The sequence below is a fragment of the Rhodococcus sp. 008 genome (assembly GCF_001682295.1).
GTDB classification, from domain to species: Bacteria; Actinomycetota; Actinomycetes; order Mycobacteriales; family Mycobacteriaceae; genus Rhodococcus_F; species Rhodococcus_F qingshengii.
Genome location: NZ_CP012749.1, coordinates 2675098 through 2694388, shown reverse-complemented (window position 1 = coordinate 2694388; position 19291 = coordinate 2675098). Strand labels below are relative to the sequence as shown.

Here is a 19291-nt window from a genome sequence, read left to right as displayed (position 1 = left end):
ACGCAACCCGTCTCTCCACTTCGATCTCGGAAAATCCCCCGCCTACTTTCCGTCGATCGCCTCCAGCACCGAATCGATCAGCGACTGTGGAAGTTTCGACGGCGGAGAGATTTCCAGTTCTCCCGGAGCGCCCGGCATCGTCCAGACAGTTCTGTGCCGAGCGATCGCGAGCTTCTCCCGTGATCCGTCCTCATTGACCTTGAAGTACTCGAACTCGAGGTCGATCCCCCTCTCGTAGAGGGCAGACAAGGACATCGTGACCAGGACGTCGTCGAACGGCATGACCTCGCGCAGATGCTCAACCCTGGTGTGCACACAACGAAGTTCCCCGAGAGCGCCTCTGGCCGCCATGGCCTCACGCTGAGAACGGACCAGGAACTTGTCCCGAACCCTCGACTGCCAGATGTAATAGTTGCCGAAGTAGATGTTGCCCACGACGTTTCCGTCCTGCAACGTCGTCGAGAACACCTCGGATTCGAGCAGGTACGGATTGCGCGGCACCATCGGAGCCGAGCGGATCACGGAACCACGATCGACGTTCTTCGGTTCGGTGGGAACAGCGATGTTCTTCGTCCCCGTCGGAATCGTCATCGGCTCGATGAAATCGTGGAAGTACTGCGGCATCGGCCGTGCCGCCACCACACCGTGGGAGAGGATTTCCACCCACGTCGTCTGCATCGCACTCCACCCGATGTGAGTGCGCGTCTCGCCGTCGACCCGGCACCATTCGACATGCAGATTGGTGGTTGCCCGATCCGGACCGGTGAGCTCGGTGATCCAGATCGTCCCCTCGACAATGTCGTCGGTGTACAGGTTCGCATCGATGAACACCTCGGAGTTGTTGGTCACCATGCCCCAACGACCCGTCGCCATGTCCTCCACGATCTGCTTCGAGATCGGTCCGGTTCCCCTCTCTCGCAAAGCGCCCAACCACAGCGCGAAGCTCGCGAACCCCACTGATCCACCGACGTTGCACGCGTCCCGGAACCCGACGGGGAACCGGATCGACACCGCCGGATAGCCGCTCCGGGCCACCACATGCACGTCGGAGCCGTAGGCCATCGGATCGAACTGCGCGAGAGACTTCGCCGACAACGGTCCGGAGTCGAACTGCGGTGCCGGGTCCTGCGCCGGTTCCTCCGCATCCTCCTCATGAGTCACAAACGCGAGAATCCGCTCCTCGTTGTCCGTCAACAGAGCTGGAAAAGTCAGAACCACCACGCTTCCCTCTGCGCCGCCGCGGAAGGTCACTGCGTCGTCCTCCCTGGCGCCCATCGCCAGAGAAACCGACATCTGCCCCGTGGCCTTTCGGATCGCCTCGGCCGCCGCCCACAGCCTGGTTCCCGCACGATCGAGTGATTCGCCGCCTGCGATCAACTCGTCCAGCAGCGGAATCCGCGCCGAACCCAGAAGCGCCTTCCACTGCACGGCGGTTCGGGAGCGAATCGGTTCGATGTCACACCCCTGAGGCCAGTCGCCGGCCGAACTGAGTGACTTGCTGCCGTCGTGCGAGAGCGAGACATCCACAGAGGGCGGAATATCACCGACGACGACGGGCTTTCCGGTTTCCTGCCATTCGATGGCAAAGGCATTACTCATTTGATCACCACATCCTCATCGAGATGAATGTTCACGGCCGCCTCGGCGATCGGTTTCTCCTGCTCGTGGCGTTCCGACTTGGTCAACTCGTGAATCCCCGGGGTATGCGCGACCACAACCCGCGGGCTCTTCACTCCCAACGCCCGGCTGTGTTGCGCGAGCTTGTCGAGAATGATCTGTGCGTCGCGCGCAGTCGGATCCGCGATTTCCTCAGCCGTAGGACGGCTTTCGTCGTGGGAGAGAATCTGGGAGCGATATCCCTCGAGCTGCATCACCACTCGTCCGTCCTTCACCACCGCCACGTCGGCTTGCATGTGGGTCTCTGTCTGCACCTTGTCGTAGGCGTACGCGGTGAACGAACGAGCCTCGAATCGTCCGTCGTACATGTCGATTCGCGCAATGTTGACCGGAAGGCAGATCTCCCGCGGAACCATGATCTGACCCGATTGGAGCAGGGAATCGAGGAAGTAGGGATCACCGAGGAGGTGCTGCTTACGGTCGGCTCGCGAAATAGCGCTGAAGAGAATGTGCTCGGAATCGAGGCTCGAGATCTCTTCGAGTCGGCGGAAATCGCCCTCCTGGAACAGCAACCACGAGTAGAGATCGTCCAACGGATCGATGTCGAGCACCGGTCGCGGCAACTCCTTCTCGAACTCCGGCAGTGTTTCGTCCAGCCCGAAGATGAAGTCGGCCGAGAAATGGGGCCGTCCGTACCCGGTCCGTTCGGTGCCGATCGTGACATGCACCCGCGTTCCTGCAGCATCACGATCCTGCTCCACGACGCTTGCCTTGATCTCGACTCTGGTGCCCTCGACCGTGTCGACGACGATCGGTCGATCCAGCTTGATGTCGTCGATGCGGACGCGGCCCAGAGTCACGCGTCCGGTGACATAGGCCGCCGCCTGCGACATCGCCTCGAGCCCGAACACCGTCGGAAGCAGCGCCGATCCCTTCCAGACATGATCGAGGACAAAGGGATCCGCCGAGGTGGACAACGTCGTCCGGGTCACCAGTTCTACCTGCGGCTCGAATGTCACCACTTGGTCGATGTAGCGCGACACCGCCGGCAGAGCCGGTGCTGCCGGCGCCCAGGTGTCGAGACCGCCGAGTCGACTGGTCACGACGATACGACTCGCCTCGGGTCCGCTGTCGACCAGGCGAAGGAAATGATCCACTCCCGCAGCCGTGGAAATCGGCATGACACCCATCTTCGCGAGGTGGTTGACACTGCCCATGCGGGCGCCCATGCCGGTCTCCCCCCACACGCTGTACGCGAGCGAGAACGTCCGAGTCTTCGGGTGCCCGGCGGCATACCGCACCACCATTTCGTCGAGAAGCTCGTTTCCGTATGCATACCAACTGTTTCCGGGCATACCTGTGAATCCGATGATGGAAGAGAAGCCCACGAACAGCTTCAGGTCACGATCAGCGAGCGCTTCGACGAAGTTGGCTGCGCCCAGGACCTTAGGTGCAACCTCCTTGAAAGCCGCAGCGCTGTCGACTCTCTCGAACCGCCGCGGAACATTCGCCCCCGCACCGTGGACAAACCCGGTGATCGGCCCAACCTCGACCTCGATCTGGGCGACGACGCCGGCCACCGCCGCAGCATCCGTGACGTTGCAGCGATAGTAGTGAGCGCTCAAACCGGCAGACGTGAAGTCCGCAAGAGTGGAAGCGATTTCGTCACCCGCTTGTCGCTGAGAGCTTCCGATCAGCACTAGTTCGGCGCCTGTCTTTCGGCCGAGAGCCAGAGCGCATTGCGCCATGATGCCTTTCGCGCCACCGGTCACGACCACTACATCCGAACTCCCCAACCCGCTCTCGCGGACGGTGTAGTCGCTCGAGGCGAGAACCCGCGGTTGCAGTGCCGTGCGTCCCATCTCGGTGTCGTAAGTCGCGAACACATAGGATGCAACCGAATCCAACTCGGAGACGACGGTGGTTGCCACCACCGCGTCCGCAGTCGAGCCGTCGAATCCTATGACGCGGACATCCAGTTCGGGGCGCTCGTGATGCACCGAAGCGGCAAAAGCCGCCGCACTCGATACCGGCGCCGGATTGCCCAACTCGACATCGGTGAACTGAATCACTGCCAATGTGGTTCGTGCGCCTCCACTTTGCTGCGCCGGAACCATCTTGTACATGTGTTCGATCCCACGGCGCAAGCCGATTTCGGTGACGGAATCATCGGTCACACGCGGCATTACGGCAACCACGTGCTGTGCATTCGCAGGAGCGCCGTCGGAGAATGTGCGAATGTCGACCTGAGCACCACGCCCTCGCAGTTCGGATTCCAACCTTCCGACCAAACCGGCGTCGTCACCGATGACGACAAACGTCGTGTCCGTGAGGTCTCGGACTCCGTGCAACGCTGTCTCGCTCCGAACCTTTTCCAGGGTGTAATCGCGAACCCAGGTGAAGCTGTCGGCTGATAGACCCTTTGCCTTCACCGGCAGCGCCCGCGCAACCGGCTGCTGCTGCCCCGACTTCTCTTTCGCGGATCGATCGAGCACTTCGATCAGTTCACCCAGGCTGACGTTGACGAGTTCGGCCGGATCCAGATCACCCTGAACACCCAATCGCGTTGCCACAGTTGCTATCGCATCGGCAGCCTTGATCGAGTCCATGTTCAGGTCGTCGAGCAGGTGGAGATCCACATCGAGAGACTCCACCGGAAAATCCGGTGTCCTCCGCGATTACCTCGAGCAGTATTCGCGACACGTCCGACTGCACCGAACTCGCTGCTGGAACGGCAGAACCGAGATTCGGTGATGCCGCAAGGATCAGCGATGCTGCTTCTCCGATCGTGGCATTGGCCAACTCGGCAGGGTCGAGGTCGACAACCTCGAACTGATGCGCAACCTTCGAAATAGCCTCTGCCGCACTGATCGAGTCGAGATTCAGATCATCGAGCAGACGCAGATCCGTCGTGATCGACTCGGCGGGGAATCCCGTCGTATCGGCGAGGATCCTGATCAGCTCACTTTCCACGGACCCAGCGCCCGCGTCAGCCGGCTCTTCGACTACCGGAGCCGAAACCGGCGAAGGAGCTTTCGCTGCCACGGATTCGTGGCCGTTGGTGACTGCCCGCGAAGTCGGAGCAGATGGAGAAGACGGAGAAGTCGCTCCAGTGCCTACATCAGCACGAATCACGTCGACGAGGAAGGTCCCGCGTCGGCTCAGGTAATCGGCCAGCGCCGCAGCCGGATCCCCGCCGGACGTACCAAGTGCGAGCGGTTCGGGAGCAGAGGTAACCGTCAGCTTCGCCTCGGCCAGGTTCTCGATGAACACCTTCTGATCGGCAGGAACGAATTCGCGCACGAACCGGCCGTCGAAAAGTTCGTTCCATCGGACCTGAGCGCCGTGTACGTACATCGCGGCCAGTGCGACATTGAAGTCCTCGTCGCGTCCGGACTTGGACGCAACGGGGAAGCAGCGCACGCCGTCGGTCCCATTGATCGCCTTGGTGAGCCCGGTCAGCACACGGCCGGGTCCGACCTCGACGAGCAGGTCCACGTCCTGCGAGATTCCACTTACCGTCTTGACCCAGTCGACCGGTGAGACAACCTGTTTGGTGACCAATTCGCGAAGTGCCAGTGGCGTCTGTACGCGTTTCCCTTCGACGCAGGAATACACGGGGCAAGTCAGCGAATCGACTTGCTCGTCAACGGGCGCAGTGGACTTCAGCTCCCGCTCGGCCTCGTTCATCATCTCGGAGTGGAAAGCATTCGACACGGCAAGCGCCTGAGCCGACACTCCGCGCGTCTTCGCGATGGCAACCACATCGTCGACCGCGTCTTTGGTGCCCGAAACCACGGTCTGTGTAGGCGTATTCAGATTCGCGACGGTCGCGTAACCCTTTGTTTCCGCGATGATCGCCTCAGCCGTCGATCGGTCGCAGGTCAGGCTCGCCATCGCGCCGTTTCCACCACCACTGACAGCCATGGCCGCACCCTTCGCCGCAGCCAAGGTGATCAGCGTCTTCTGGTCGTAAGCTCCTGCCGCGTAGAGCGCGGTCAACTCGCCGAGACTGTGGCCGGCGACAGCACTGGGTGTGACACCCAATCGGCGGAGGTACTCGAACCAGAGCAGCGAAGCCAAAGCGACGGCAGGCTGGGTGAACTGCGTCTGGGCGAGATCCCGCTTCCACTTCGCCAATTCCGCAGCGTCAGCGCTCTTGACCGGGTTCCGCAGAATTCGAGGCGTGATCGCCTCCGCTCCAACTCCCTCCAACCAGCCGTCCGCCTCGGTCGCCAGTTCGCGTGCCCACTCGAAGCGCTCGATCAGCACGCGCGCCATCTCTAGTTGTTGGGATCCCTGTCCCGGGAACAGGAATCCGATGTCGTGGTGGACGGCGTTCGAGATCGAGATCTCGTTGCTCACGACCTTCACCTGACCGGATGCAGGAGCGGAGTTCTCGCAGATCACGGCAAGCTGACGCATGCGTTCGGCCAACTGCGCGGGACGTCCGGCCACCACTGCGGCACGGAAGGGCGCGGTCGGCGAGATCACTCGAGAGAGTTTCGCCGAAAAGTCCAGCAGCTCGGCAACACTCAACGGAACCGCCAGATCTGCAACATCCCGCGCTCGGGTCGCCAAGTCCACCGCGGAATCTGCAGAAAGTACGAAAACCTCGGTGTCCTGATACGACGCCATCATCGTGCGGACGTCTTGCGAGGGTGTCAGCTTGCTGGATGGTGCATCAGCCGATTCGATCGCGACGTGGCAGTTGATACCGCCGAAACCCATGGCTTGCGCACCGGCACGCATCTTCTCGGACGGATCTCTGATCTCACCGTTGACGAGCGGAAAGAGTGCCGGCGCTTCGGTTCCGAACGCCGGGTTCGGGTCGGTGCAACCGGCGAGCGGCGGAAGGATTCGTTGATTGACGGCCATGGTCGCCTTGATCAGCGCAAGGATGCCCGACGCCGCCTTCGTATGCCCGATCAACGACTTCAGTGACGTCATGCCGATGCTACGAGCCTCGACCGGCCCGTCCGTCTGAGCGGCCTGCTGGACGCCGGCCAGTTCGACGGGGTCTCCGACGGGAGTACCAGTTCCGTGTCCTTCGACAAAGGCAACCTCGCTGGCCGCGAATCCCGCTCGCGAGTATGCGCGACGGATCATCTCGGCCTGAGTTTCGGCGCGGGGCTTGGTGATTCCCCCCTTGCCATCGGTGGAGATACCCCAGCCGCGAATCGTCGCGTACACGTAGTCGCCGTCCGCCCTGGCGTCCTCGAGTCGTTTCAAGGCCACGAATCCGCAACCTTCACCCGGGATGAATCCGCTTCGGCTTGCGTCGTACACGTTCATGTCGCCACGGGTCAGTGCACCCAAACGGGCGAATCCCACCAGTTCCAAAGGATCCAAGCTGACGTCGACTCCCCCTGCCAAGACGAAGTCGGCCGCGCCGGACGCCAGCTTTTCGGCTGCAGTCGCCACCGCGAGCATTCCGGACGCGCACGCACCGTCCACGACGTACCCGCCGCCGTTGAAGTCGAGATAATTGCAGATCCGGCCGGCAATCGTATTCGACAACATGCCGGCGAGAGTGTCTTCACTCGGCTCCACCAATGGGCCCTTGTAGACCTCTTCCATCGTCTCGGCGAGAGCATCAGCGACGGAACTGTCCAACTGGCGCGCTTCGGCTGCCACAGCGAGTGCGCGCTTGACGTAAGGCCAACGCAAACGCATCGACCACATCCGGGATTCTTCACCGGTGAGGGAGTTGCCGACGATTGCGGCGCTGCGTCCAGTGGGTACCGATCCTCGGCTGTAGCCCGCGTCGGTCAAAGCCCCGAGTGCTGTTTCCAGAGCCAACCAGTGTGTGAGATCTGTCGACTTGAAGGTCCGCTCCGGTATCCGGCGACCGACCCAGTCGAATTCGAAACCATCCATGAACGCGCCGCGATCGGCGTATGTCTTGTCGACGTCGTCAGGGCTCGCGCTCCAGTAGTCGTCGAGGGACATCCGTGACTCCGGAAACTTTCGGAATTGCATCCGACGCGCGAGGACGTTCTCCCAAAATCCTTGCAGATCATGTGCACCGGGGGACCACATGCTCATCCCGACTATCGCAATCGCAGGATTAGTTGAATCTTCAGTCATCTTACACTTCCTATTTTCGCGCGCATCCACGGGAGACTCAATCGACCGAAGACTAACCACGCCCTCATCGGTGTGTAAAACGCAGATCCACCTCAAGGCATAAACAAATAACAAAGGTTGTTCAGCGCAATGAACGCGTTTCAGCAATTTGACAGCAATCGAGAGTTAGCTGTAACTCGAAGTTACTTATTTGCTTCGTAACCGGTCATGCTCCTGCTTGAACATCCGTACCGGATCCCGGTTTCACGGCCGCCATTTTCTCGCGATCGGCAAATATTCAGTCCAATATGCACCGAAATGCCGCAATGCCGAATATGTGGCCAATTCGCCGAATGTCCCAAATTGGTCGATCCCCGCAAATCAAACATCCGACAACTATCAATCTGAACATTCGTGACACACCGAAATTTAACAGCAGCACTCGAATGCCCATCAGACAACGAGAAATTCCAGATATTCTTCGGCGACCATCGTCCGAATCGACGTTTCGTTACACCGGAACTGAGCGAACGAATGTGCCAGCAAACCAGCCACATACAATTCAGCTTTGCGAGGCCGAGCCGGTGCGCTTTCGAGACGCGCGCACACAAAGGGAACGGCACTTATAACAATTCGATCACACAGTGGTGCAGCTGGATTCCGACAGCTGTTTCACGCACACGGACCGACTCGGCAACTCAGCTTTCGAGGCGGCGAGCTCCGAGGACGTCCTTGAGGAGTTCCTTTGCAACATCTTCGGGATCACGTCTGGCAGTCGGATCAGCGGGCTCCGCCGCCTCCGCAAACATCTCGTCCTCGTCCTCCGGCGTTGCAGGCGGAGGAGTTGCCTCGTAGTCGACCTCAGGAGCAGGGGCCGGTCCAGGGTCTTCCGGATAGTCGGGGGCCTCGGGCGGCGGAATGTCGTCCGAATCGCCGCGCTGGGGCTGCGGGGCCTTGGGCTGCTGCGCTGCGCGCTCCTGACTGGGCCGCGAGAAGCGGGGCGCAGCGGCAGGGCGGCTCGGAGCTTCTGTCGCCTTGGTTGCGCTCGATACTGTCGGCGCTGTAGGCGCACCTTCTTGATACTCGACTTGCCAAGTGCCACCGAACATTTCGGCAAGGACCTCGCAAATGACCGCCGCGTTGTGCGGTTGCGTCACACGAGCACCCAGGACCGGTGAGCCGTGAGCGATGACAACGACATGTCCACGCACGTCGTGAACCGTCGCAGCGGACAGCATGGCCGGAAGAACCTTGTTTCGTTCACCGACCTTGTTGCGCAAGGTGTTCCACGATTCACGGAGAGTCTCGACTGTGGGGCCTGCCGAGACCGGCGCAGCTTCGGCAACCGCCGGCTCGTCGAACTCGGGCTCGGGCTCGTAGTCGGGTTCCGGCTCGGCAAGCCCGATCAGCTCTTCCGCCTCGACAGAAGCAGTAACCGGTGGTTCAACCACAGGAGCTTCAACTATTGGAGCTTCGGCAACCGGAGCTTCAACCACCGGAGCTTCGGCAACCGGCGGTTCCACGATCTCGACAGTGGGAGTCTCGACGACGGGAACTGCCGCTACCGGAGGTTCGACGACAGGAGCCTCCACAACCGGCGGCGCCGCAGCTGGAGCAGGCGCGGCTGGTTCCGGCCGTGCCTCAGGCTCGGCCTTGCGTTGAGAGGGCCGTTGGAACTTGGAAGCAATCTCCGGTTCGAGCGGCGGCACGGTGGGTGCCGGCGTTGCTGCCGCGCGAGGAGCAGCCGCGACTCCGGCAGCCGGAATACCTTGTTCCAGGCGCTCCAGCCGCTGCAATACAGCTGACTCGGTGTCGGAGGCCGACGGCAGCAGCATTCGCGCGCACATCACTTCGAGCAGCAGCCGCGGCGCCGTCGCACCACGCATTTCGCTGAGTCCGGCATGGACAGTCTCGGCGAAGCGGGTGAGCGTGGCCGGGCCGACTCGTTGAATCTGCTCACGCATCGTGACCAGCTCCGCTTCCGGAGCGTCGACCAATCCTCGTTCGCTGGCGTCGGAAACAGCCTGCATCAAGATGAGATCACGCAGGCGCTCGAGAAGATCGAGCGCGAATCGGCGTGGATCGTGACCGGCGTCCATCACGCGATCGACAGTGCCGAACAACGCGGCCCCGTCACTGGCAGACAGGGCGTCTACTGCTTCGTCGATGAGCGCGACGTCGGTGACTCCGAGAAGAGAGAGCGCGCGCGGATACGTGACACCTTCTTCTCCTGCGCCCGCGAGCAGCTGATCGAGGACACTCAACGAGTCACGAGGGGAACCGCCGCCGGCCTTGATGACCAGTGGATACACCGCAGGCTCGACCGGTACGCCCTCCTGGGCGCAGATCTTTTCCAGGAGTCCGCGCATGGTCGACGGCGCCAACAGGCGGAACGGGTAATGGTGTGTACGCGAACGGATGGTCGGGAGAACCTTTTCCGGTTCCGTCGTCGCAAAGATGAAGATGAGGTGTTCCGGCGGCTCTTCGACGATCTTGAGCAGCGCATTGAAACCCGCCGCCGTCACCATGTGTGCCTCGTCGATGATGAAGACGCGGTAGCGAGAAGCAGCGGGTGCGTGGAACGCCTTGTCCCGGAGTTCTCGGGTGTCGTCGACGCCACCGTGACTTGCGGCGTCGAGTTCCGTCACATCCAGGTTGCCTGTGCCGCCCGGGCCCAGCGAAACGCACGAGTCGCACACGTTGCACGGCGTCGACGTCGGTCCCTGCTCACAGTTCAGCGAACGCGCCAGGATTCGCGCCGACGACGTCTTTCCGCAGCCGCGCGGGCCGGAAAACAGGTAGGCATGGTTGATGCGTCCGGTGTCGAGGGCCGTGCTGAGCGGTGCGGTGACATGCTCCTGCCCCACCACCTCGGCGAAGGACGCGGGTCGATACTTCCGGTACAGGGCCACGCGCAAAGACTACCGGCGACCCACGACAGGTGGTCCGGTGCGGGTGCAACGCCGACTTCTCCCGAAACATGTTCGCAACACAATCGCAGTGCGGAGGAAACCGCACGCACTCATCGTGGGTTCCGTGCACGCGGGCTGGTCCGCGTGCGTGAGGAGAAAACTGTGCCCGCCACCATCGATGCCGGAGCGACTGCCTGGTTGCTCGTCAGTACTGCACTCGTACTTCTGATGACGCCAGGACTCGCACTGTTCTACGGCGGCATGGTCCGCTCGACGGGCGTACTCAACATGATCATGATGAGTTTCGTCTCCATCGCACTCGTCACGGTCGCGTGGTTGTTCGTGGGCTACAGCCTCGTGTTCGGCGACGATCACGGTGGCATCATCGGCGGACTCGAACACATCGGCATGGCGGGCATCGACCCGTCGACCGTGCACGGGAATGTCCCGGAAGTGTTGTTCGCAACCTTCCAATTGACGTTCGCAATCCTTACTGCAGCACTCATCAGTGGTGCGATCGCCGACCGCGCGAAGTTCTCCGCCTGGATGATCTTCGTCCCCATCTGGTCCTTGCTCGTCTATGTCCCCGTCGCTCACTGGGTGTGGAATCCGCAGGGATGGCTCGCCCAGATGGGCGCACTCGACTACGCCGGTGGCCTCGTGGTCGAAATCGTGTCCGGAGCGTCGGGTCTGGCATTGGCACTGGTCCTCGGCCAGCGGATGGGTTTCAAGGCCGAGTCGATGCGTCCGCACAATCTGCCGTTCGTCCTGCTCGGCGTAGGCCTGCTCTGGTTCGGTTGGTTCGGATTCAACGCCGGCTCGGCCCTTGCGGCCGACGGTATGGCCTCGCAGATCTTCCTCAACACACTCGTCGCCGGTTGCACCGGACTACTCGGCTGGCTGTTCGTCGAGCAGAATCGTGACGGACACCCCACGACGTTCGGCGCAGCTTCGGGCGTCGTCGCCGGTCTGGTCGCGATCACCCCGTCGTGCGGAACGGTGAACATGTTCGGTGCGCTCGTCATCGGTCTGATCGCCGGCATCGTCTGCTCGTACGCCGTGGGATGGAAGCACAAGCTCGGCTACGACGACTCCCTCGACGTCGTCGGCGTGCACCTCGTCGGTGGAATCGTCGGCTCGTTGCTGATCGGACTCCTCGCGACGGCCGTGATGACGGGCGGTCCGGAAGGTTTGTTCTTCGGCGGTGGATTCGCGCAGTTGGGCAAGCAGTTCGTCGGCGTCGTCGTGGTCGCGCTCTATGCCTTCGGTGTGACCTACGGTCTCGGAAAGCTCATCGACAAGACCTTCGGCTTCCGCATTTCGCGTGAAGACGAGGCCCGCGGAATCGACGTTGCCCTGCACGCGGAGTCGGCCTACGAGCACGGAGTCCTCGGCCACGGTCCGATCGGCGGACAGAACCCGAGCCCGTTCCTCCAGCGTCAGCGGGAGGAACGGGAGAACCGCGAGCGGGACTGACCGCCCTCACCGGTTTGCTATTTCCTCCATCAGGATCGGAACGCCGACATTGCAGGAATGAATTCCGACGACGGTGGTCAGTTTCAGCACCTCGAGAATCTCCTTCGGGGTCACTCCCATGTCGAGCGCGGCGCGAATATGGCGTCGTACGCCGGGTGCGTACATGTGTGTGCTCGCCGCATCGACGGCTATGCACAGCAACTGGATCACCTGAGGTGACAGCACCCCGCTGTTCCAGGGCTGCATCGCTGTCTTCATGTACAGCTCGGTCCACTCGGGATCCAGCTCCGAAAGTCCGTCCCACAACGGATTCCAGCCACCCGAATCCTTCATGGCCTGGGTGACGGGAAATGCTTCATTTGCTCGAACGTCAGTCATCGATCTCCTCAGACCATCGAAAATGCTTGATTCAGTTCACGTTTGAGAATCTTTCCGGTTGCCGTCATCGGCAGCGACGGCACGAACTCGATGCGACGCGGATATTTGTAGGCGGCCATCTGTTCCCGCGACCATTCCACGAGATCCGATTCGGAGATCTCTTCACTCGGCTCTCGGATCACGAACGCGACAACTTCTTCGCCGAGGCTCGTGTCCGGCACCCCGACGACGGCGACGAGTGAGACGGCTGGGTGAGTGAGCAGAACCTCTTCGATTTCGCGTGGGTAGACGTTGAATCCGCCCCGCACGATCATGTCCTTCGCGCGATCGACGATGTAGTAATTTCCGTCGGTATCGACCCGTGCCAAATCCCCGGTGCGAAACCATCCGTCGCACATGACTTCCGCCGTCGCCTCTGGTCGGTTGAAATAGCCCTTCATGACGTTGTGCCCGCGAATGGCCAACTCTCCCACTTCATCGGGGCCGGCGATCGTGTGCCAAGAGTCGTCGACAAGCCGCGCTTCGACGCCCCAGATCGGCACGCCGATCGAACCGGGCCGGGGGTCGCTCTCCGGGTCACTGAACAAGGCCAGCGGAGAGGTCTCGGACAACCCGTACCCTTCGAGGATCTGAACACCGAAGCGTTCCCTGAACTGTGTCAATATTTCCACGGGAAGCGCTGCGCCACCGGAGATCGCGCACCGCATGTTCTGTGCAACGGTCTCGATATCCACCCCGGATTTCACTACCTCCTCCAGCACGCCGAGCAGTCCCCAATACATGGTCGGGACGCCCGCGAAGACCGAGATCTTTTCGCGTTCCATGATCTCGAGTGCCGCGGTCGCATCGAAGCGCGGCATCAACACCAAGGTGGCACCGACGCAGATTCCCGCATTCATGGTCACTGTCTGGCCGAACGAGTGGAACAACGGCAAAGTCAGGAGATAACGCTCATGCATGGACGGAACGCTCTCGAACAACCGGTTGGTCGACAGTGCATTCAAGACCATGTTGCAGTGAGTGAGTTCGGCACCCTTGGGCTTTCCGGTCGTGCCGCTGGTGTAGAGAATGACCGCGGTGTCCGTCGGTTCACGAACAACCGCGACTGCAGGCGTTTCCGTGCCGGACACGGATGCCAGTGCTTCGCCTAGAGTCTCGACTCCGAGGATCGACGACGGTGCACCCGACTCGGCGCTGATCACGATCAGGGCCGAACAGGTCTCGCTCTGCTCGAACCCGGCGATGGCGTACTCAGCGATCGGCAATTCGGGACTTCCCTCGAAACAGAAGTACAGCTTTGCTTCCGAATCAGCCAGGTGATAGGCGATTTCGCGCCCTTTGAGCAGAATGTTCAGAGGAACGACGACGCCGCCGGCCTTGAGAATGCCGTAGTAGACGATCGGGAACTCGAGAACGTTCGGGCAGGACAACGCCACCTTGTCACCTGGCTCGACACCCCGCGAGACGAGCAGATGGGCGATGCGATTCGCGTAGGCGTCGAACTGCGCATACGTCAGCCTCGCTTCCCCGAGAACCAGCGCATCCCGTTCCGGGTACCGCCGGGCCGAGTCTTCCAGCAGAGCAGCAAGATCAAGCACGACTGTGTTCCTCCTGCGCATCGGAATCCGTGGCATGAGACGAGGCAGCGCGCGACACCGACTCGAGCAGTTCCCGCACCAACGACTCCGCCCGCGGCCAATACCCGTATCCGGACGCCGGATTGAGGTGTCCGACCTCGCCCAGATCCAGCAACCGACTCCCCCATCCTTCAGCCAAACCCACAACTCGGCGATACCCGGCCAGCGGATCGTTCCGACTCGCCGCGACCGTGCTCGGAAACGGCAGACGCTGACGCGGTATCGGTAGCCACCCGTGTCGGTCGAGATCTTCGAGAGACGGATAAGACTCGGGCAGCGGAAGTTCGAGATCCGCCGGCGTGACCAGAAGTGCGCCCGCAACCTCTCGATGATTCGCCCTCGCCCAGTGAGCAACTGTCATGACTCCGGCGCTGTGCCCGACCAGGACCACCGGCCCGCAGACACTTGTCAGCACCTCGTTCAATGCCGCAACCCGCGCATCGCGGCTGAGCTTGTCGGTCTCGAGGGGAGGAACCGTCAGAACGTTGTCGAGCCTGCGCGCGAGGTGAGTCTGCCAATGATCTTCGACATGATCCCGCAGACCGGGAACCATTACTACCGTAGTTGATTCATTCATCATGAGCTCCGAACGTCTGTTACTTCAGTGGCGCCGAGGATCTCGGGCCGATTCTGCAACGTCGCCAGCCGCCTCATCCCGGCGGGATAGGCACGCTTGCCGGCTACCAACGCGAGGGCCGCGACGACATAGACGAAGGGCGAAAGCTGTAGAGCGCCGAGAAGACCCAGGTGATCGGCGAGGATGCCGACAACGAAGGGACCGAGCGCCAGCCCGAGAAGGTTGTTGGCGACGGTGAGCGTTCCCATGGCCGACGCTCGAATCGAGTGATGGGTAAGGTTCGCGACCATCGCTGCCGTCGGCCCCGACGAACCGGCGGAGAAGAATGCACCGATACCGAGCAACACGAGTTGTGCTGTCCCCGTGCCCAACCGGAGCCCGACGCTCAGCGTCACCAACGAGATGGCGCAGTAGACAATGGCGGTGGTCCATTTTCGCGCCGAATCGTCGCGGCTGAATCTATCTGTGATGAAACCGCAGACCACCATCCCGCTTCCGACCAGGAGGACGAACACGGAAGCCGTGACGCCGGCCTTGTCCGGGGCCAAATCGTAGTAACGATTGAAGAAGCTCGGCAACCACGCCAGAAGTACAGCGGCGGTGAACATCTGGAGACCACCACCGATGTAGGCGAACAACACGGCGGGATTGGTGAACAGCGAGGACACCGGCGCACGAAAACCGTCGTGTCTCACCGCTTCCCCGGCGGCATCCGGCGCGGCCTCGACGGCGTAAGCGGTGAGCTTCTTCTCGGTGACGAGGGCACGGAAGAGCGCGACCAGAATCAGACCGAAGATCGCCATGGCGGCAAAAGACCACCGCCAACTGAACTGGACTGCGATGAACCCACCGATTGCCACACCGATGACCGAACCGAACGATCCACCGGCCATGAAGGCACCGGCAAGAGCTGCGTGCACGCGGGGCGCAAACACACTGAGGACCACGGCGATACCCACGCTGCCGTACGCCGCTTCACCGACACCGACCAGGAACCGGGCGCCCAACATCTGTTCGTAGGTCTGAGCGATTGCGCACAGCAACGTCGCGACACTCCACAACACCGCCATCAAGATCAAGCTCTTGACGCGGCCCCAGCGGTCCGCGAGCAGCGACAACGGGAACGTCAACAGCCCGACCATCAATGCCACCACGCTGCTCAGGGAGGCGAGGTGCGAATCGGAGAGATCCCAGTCCGCTTTCAGGATCGGGAAGACTGCACTGAGCACCTGCCTCGACATGTAGTCCGAGAGCAGAAGACCGAAAGCCAGGGCGAAAACGATCCACGGGTATAACTTTCGTCGTCCGCCGATTCCGAGCGCGGTGTCCACACGTGGCGTGGCGGGAGCTTGCAGTCCCATGACTCTCCTAGGAAGTACTCGAGGTAGACGGGGGGATTCGGGGGTACGAACCGTCGCGGTTCGTACCCCCGGAACTGTTGTACGAGAGGGTGTGAACTCAGGCGTGCTGCGTGAATCCCAGCTGGCCGATACGGCGGTTGGGCGCGTAACCCAGCTTCGCCAACGTCTCGTCGGTGTCGGCATACGTCTCGCCGATCCGGTAGATGTCCCGAGCTTCCTTCGCGGTAGCCACCTCGCGGCCCAATTCGCCTGCAATGCGCACCAACTGCTCGATCTGCTGCACCGACGTCATCTTCTCGCCCTTGCGGCCCCAGATGGTGTCCTCGTTGCCGCAACGAGCGTGCAAGCCCATCGCGATGGCCATCGTGTTCACCGGCAGGACGCTACGCATCAGCGTTTCCAGCGTCAGGCACGCACCGTCGGGAACACGCTGGACGAAGTTCATCATGTTGTACGGGTTGGGGCCGTCGAAGCCGCCGCCGATTGCGACCCACGTGAGGTTGACCGGACCCGTGTAGATGCCGCGTCGGATCAACCGCTCCACCGTTTCGAGCTGCGGAATACTGGACAACTGGAAATGCGGCTGGATTCCAGCGGCCTGCAACCGGCGCAGGTGCTCTGCCACCCACTCCGGACCGGCGGGCACAGTCATTTCCCGATACGTATCGGCCAATTCCGGACGCTGCATCGACGTACCCGCGATGTCGTCGTCGGTCATCAGTTCCATGATGTTCATCTGGCTGGTGTTGATCGCGATCGTCACCTGATCGGGAGCCGGCTCCAATTCCGCCAGCATGTGACGCACGTCGTCGGACAACCACTTCGCATCGGCACCTTCCCCCTCCGGGGCAAACGAAATCGACCCGCCGACCTGCAGAATCATCTCGGGAACGGCCTCACGCAAGCGACCGAGAAGCTCGTTGAACTTCGACAGACGCTTCGAGCCCTTGCCGTCGAGTTCACGCACGTGGATGTGGAGAACTGTGGCACCGGCGTTGAAACAGTCGACGGCTTGCTGGACGTGCTCGTCCATCGACAGAGGGAGGTCTTCTGCAAAATCGTCCGGCTCCCACTCCGGTCCGTAGGGAGCAACGGTGATGACAAGCTTGTCCTGGGTTTCGGGGAACAGTGAATCGTCGTGGAAATGCATAGCGTGACTCCGATCGAGTGAATGAATTTATCTTCGGGGCTGGGAAGAGAGATCAGAACGGTGCGTCGCCGATGATTCCGGCGCGCTCCATCTTTCGAACCGCGGGCCAGTAGTCCTGCACCGCGTAATGCTGTGTCGAACGGTTGTCCCAGATCGCGACGCTGTTTTCGGTCCAACGCCACCGAACCTGGTACTCGGGAATCTGAGCCTGGCTCGCCAGGTAAGTGAGCAGATTCCCGGCGCCGGGGGCGTAATCGATTCCATAGCGGACGTTCTCGGGCGTGTGATAGTTCACGAGGTGTGTGGCGAACGAATTGACGAAGAGAATCTTCTCGCCGGTCTCCGGATGTGTTCGTACCACGGGATGTTCGGCGTCGGGAAAGCGTTCCTTCAGCTGGTGCCGCTGTTCGATCGGCATCCGAGCGCCGAAGGTCGACTCGATACTGTGCCTGGCACGCAGATCCTTGATCTGCTCCTTGACCCGCGCCGGCAGATTCTCGTAGGCGAGTGCCATGTTCACCCAAATCGTGTCGCCGCCGACAGGAGGTGTTTCCACACAACGCAATACACATCCCATGGGCGGGTTAACGCGCCAGGTGGCGTCGCAGTGATATGCATTCTCGAAATGCTCCGGCGGGCTGTCCAGATCCTTGTAGATGCGGACCAGGCCCGGGTGGTCGGGGTCGCTGCCCAGAGCCGGATGATCCTCGAGTTCACCGAATCGCTGGGCAAGTTCTACGTGCTCGGCTTTGGAGAAGGTCTGGTCGCGAAAGAACAGAACCTTGTGTTCGAGCAACAATGCCTTGATTTCGGCGAAGAGTGCATCATCTCGCGCGACCTCGCCGAGATCCACCCCGGACAACTCTGCCCCGATCGAACAGGTCAATTTCTCGACGCGGATCGTATTCCTCGACGAGGGAAGGTTTTCTGTGAGCGTTGCGGTGTTGGTCATGACAATTCCTCTGGGAAGTGCTGTTTCGGTTCAGACGGAGAAGACGGAGGAACCGATACTGCGACCGGACTCCATGTCGTGGTGCGCACGCACCGCATCTTCGAGGGGGTACCGCTGGTTGATCTCGATCTTGATTCGCCCGGACTCGACGTGTGAGAACAGTTCGCCCGCCAGTTCGGCACGTTCTTCGGGATCCGCGATGTAATCGGCGAGAGCCGGACGTGTGAGGAAGAGTGATCCCTTGACTGCCAACTGCATTGCCTGAATCGGCGGAGTCGGTCCGGACGCCGTTCCGAAGCACACCAGCAGCCCCCGCCTGGCAAGGCAATCGAGAGAGATGTCGAACGTGGATTGCCCGATACTGTCGTAGACAACCGGCACGCCGACGCCCCCGGTGATCTCCTTGACACGCGCGACGACGTCCTCGCGGGTGTAGATGACGACTTCATCGCAACCGTGAGCTCGGGCAACGCTCGCCTTCTCGTCGCTCGACACCGTTCCGATCACATTGATTCCCAACAGTTTTGCCCACTGGGTGAAGATCAGTCCAACCCCGCCCGCCGCAGCATGTAGCAACACGGTGTCTCCCGCTTTCAATGGGTAGATGCGACGTAGAAGGTAGGCGGCAGTCAGTCCTCGCATGGTCATGGCGGCCGCGGTGTCGAAGGCGATGCCGTCGGGTAGCGCGATCAGGTCGGACGACGCCATGATCCGCTCGGTGGCGTACGCACCCAGCGGACTGCCGGTGTAGGTCACACGGTCCCCCACTGCAAAATCGACTACTCCCTCGCCGATCTCTTCGACCACACCCGCGCCCTCGACGCCCATCCCGGCAGGCAATTGCGCAGGATAGAGGCCACTTCGAAAGTAGGTGTCGGCGAAGTTCAACCCCACCGCTTCATGACGAACCCGAACCTCTCCGGCGCCCGGTCGTCCTACCTCGATCTCTTCCCAACGCATGACGGACGGTGTGCCGATCTCGTGGAACCGAATGGCGTTTGCCATCATTGCTCTCCAATTCTGTGGGCGGGCTCGACTCGATTACGGTCGAGCAGTATTCGCACGCAACAACTTCCAGAAGTCGGTGCTCGGCTTCGTGGTCGTGCCGAACTGATGTGGACAAAACTATGTGAGATCCGGCTCACATGCTTAACTTGACGAG

At 61.5% G+C, this 19291-nt stretch carries 12 protein-coding genes; 1 reads left to right on the top strand and 11 read right to left on the bottom strand.

Going from position 1 to position 19291, the window contains the following annotated elements; genetic code table 11:
- Positions 1-42 precede the first annotated feature (42 nt).
- From AOT96_RS12610 to AOT96_RS12600, 4 genes are all read right to left on the bottom strand, one after another.
- On the bottom strand, positions 43-1599 hold the full coding sequence (locus AOT96_RS12610; RefSeq protein ID WP_042922793.1) for a hypothetical protein: 1557 nt from the start codon (positions 1597-1599) through the stop codon (positions 43-45).
- Positions 1596-4271 carry an SDR family NAD(P)-dependent oxidoreductase gene (locus AOT96_RS36025; protein WP_231917438.1) on the bottom strand — a complete coding sequence of 892 codons (2676 nt, stop codon included), beginning with the start codon at positions 4269-4271 and terminating at the stop codon, positions 1596-1598. Before AOT96_RS36025 ends, AOT96_RS12610 begins: the two co-directional genes overlap by 4 nt.
- Positions 4162-7707: a beta-ketoacyl synthase N-terminal-like domain-containing protein gene (locus AOT96_RS36020; RefSeq protein WP_231917437.1), complete on the bottom strand. Its 3546-nt coding sequence runs from the start codon at positions 7705-7707 to the stop codon at positions 4162-4164. The genes AOT96_RS36025 and AOT96_RS36020 overlap by 110 nt, the downstream gene beginning before the upstream one ends.
- Before the next feature lie 677 nt (positions 7708-8384).
- Positions 8385-10598 (bottom strand): DNA polymerase III subunit gamma and tau, encoded by a 2214-nt coding sequence (locus AOT96_RS12600; RefSeq protein ID WP_064073540.1) that lies wholly within the window; start codon positions 10596-10598, stop codon positions 8385-8387.
- Between the two features lie 162 nt (positions 10599-10760).
- Between AOT96_RS12600 and AOT96_RS12595 the strand changes: the two genes are divergently transcribed.
- Positions 10761-12074 (top strand): ammonium transporter, encoded by a 1314-nt coding sequence (locus AOT96_RS12595; protein ID WP_003943791.1) that lies wholly within the window; start codon positions 10761-10763, stop codon positions 12072-12074.
- Positions 12075-12080: 6 nt separating this feature from the next.
- Here the strand turns inward: AOT96_RS12595 and AOT96_RS12590 are convergent, their stop codons facing one another.
- From AOT96_RS12590 to AOT96_RS12560, 7 genes are all read right to left on the bottom strand, one after another.
- Positions 12081-12452 carry a carboxymuconolactone decarboxylase family protein gene (locus AOT96_RS12590; RefSeq protein ID WP_003943892.1) on the bottom strand — a complete coding sequence of 124 codons (372 nt, stop codon included), beginning with the start codon at positions 12450-12452 and terminating at the stop codon, positions 12081-12083.
- 8 nt (positions 12453-12460) lie between these two features.
- Positions 12461-14050: a long-chain-fatty-acid--CoA ligase gene (locus AOT96_RS12585; protein WP_065351812.1), complete on the bottom strand. Its 1590-nt coding sequence runs from the start codon at positions 14048-14050 to the stop codon at positions 12461-12463.
- Entirely contained in the window at positions 14043-14666 is a 624-nt protein-coding gene (locus AOT96_RS12580) for an RBBP9/YdeN family alpha/beta hydrolase (RefSeq protein ID WP_065352836.1), read from the bottom strand. The genes AOT96_RS12585 and AOT96_RS12580 overlap by 8 nt, the downstream gene beginning before the upstream one ends.
- Positions 14666-16027, bottom strand: a complete 1362-nt coding sequence (locus tag AOT96_RS12575) for an MFS transporter (RefSeq protein WP_030535728.1) — start codon at positions 16025-16027, stop codon at positions 14666-14668. The genes AOT96_RS12580 and AOT96_RS12575 overlap by 1 nt, the downstream gene beginning before the upstream one ends.
- 97 nt (positions 16028-16124) lie before the next feature.
- Positions 16125-17177, bottom strand: coding sequence for a 3-keto-5-aminohexanoate cleavage protein (locus tag AOT96_RS12570; protein WP_003943988.1), 1053 nt, complete (start codon positions 17175-17177; stop codon positions 16125-16127).
- Between the two features lie 52 nt (positions 17178-17229).
- Positions 17230-18129: a TauD/TfdA dioxygenase family protein gene (locus AOT96_RS12565; protein WP_007731564.1), complete on the bottom strand. Its 900-nt coding sequence runs from the start codon at positions 18127-18129 to the stop codon at positions 17230-17232.
- A 30-nt stretch (positions 18130-18159) separates the two neighbouring features.
- Positions 18160-19134: a quinone oxidoreductase family protein gene (locus tag AOT96_RS12560; protein WP_058227143.1), complete on the bottom strand. Its 975-nt coding sequence runs from the start codon at positions 19132-19134 to the stop codon at positions 18160-18162.
- Positions 19135-19291: the final 157 nt, after the last annotated feature.

What these genes read in the sequence shown, in the direction of transcription:
- AOT96_RS12565 (WP_007731564.1), bottom strand. Translation starts at nt 18,129, where the DNA reads ATGACCAACACCGCAACGCTCACAGAAAACCTTCCCTCGTCGAGGAAT.
- AOT96_RS12570 (WP_003943988.1), bottom strand. Translation starts at nt 17,177, where the DNA reads ATGCATTTCCACGACGATTCACTGTTCCCCGAAACCCAGGACAAGCTT.
- AOT96_RS12580 (WP_065352836.1), bottom strand. Translation starts at nt 14,666, where the DNA reads ATGAATGAATCAACTACGGTAGTAATGGTTCCCGGTCTGCGGGATCAT.
- AOT96_RS12590 (WP_003943892.1), bottom strand. Translation starts at nt 12,452, where the DNA reads ATGACTGACGTTCGAGCAAATGAAGCATTTCCCGTCACCCAGGCCATG.
- AOT96_RS12560 (WP_058227143.1), bottom strand. Translation starts at nt 19,134, where the DNA reads ATGGCAAACGCCATTCGGTTCCACGAGATCGGCACACCGTCCGTCATG.
- AOT96_RS36020 (WP_231917437.1), bottom strand. Translation starts at nt 7,707, where the DNA reads ATGACTGAAGATTCAACTAATCCTGCGATTGCGATAGTCGGGATGAGC.
- AOT96_RS12610 (WP_042922793.1), bottom strand. Translation starts at nt 1,599, where the DNA reads ATGAGTAATGCCTTTGCCATCGAATGGCAGGAAACCGGAAAGCCCGTC.
- AOT96_RS12575 (WP_030535728.1), bottom strand. Translation starts at nt 16,027, where the DNA reads ATGGGACTGCAAGCTCCCGCCACGCCACGTGTGGACACCGCGCTCGGA.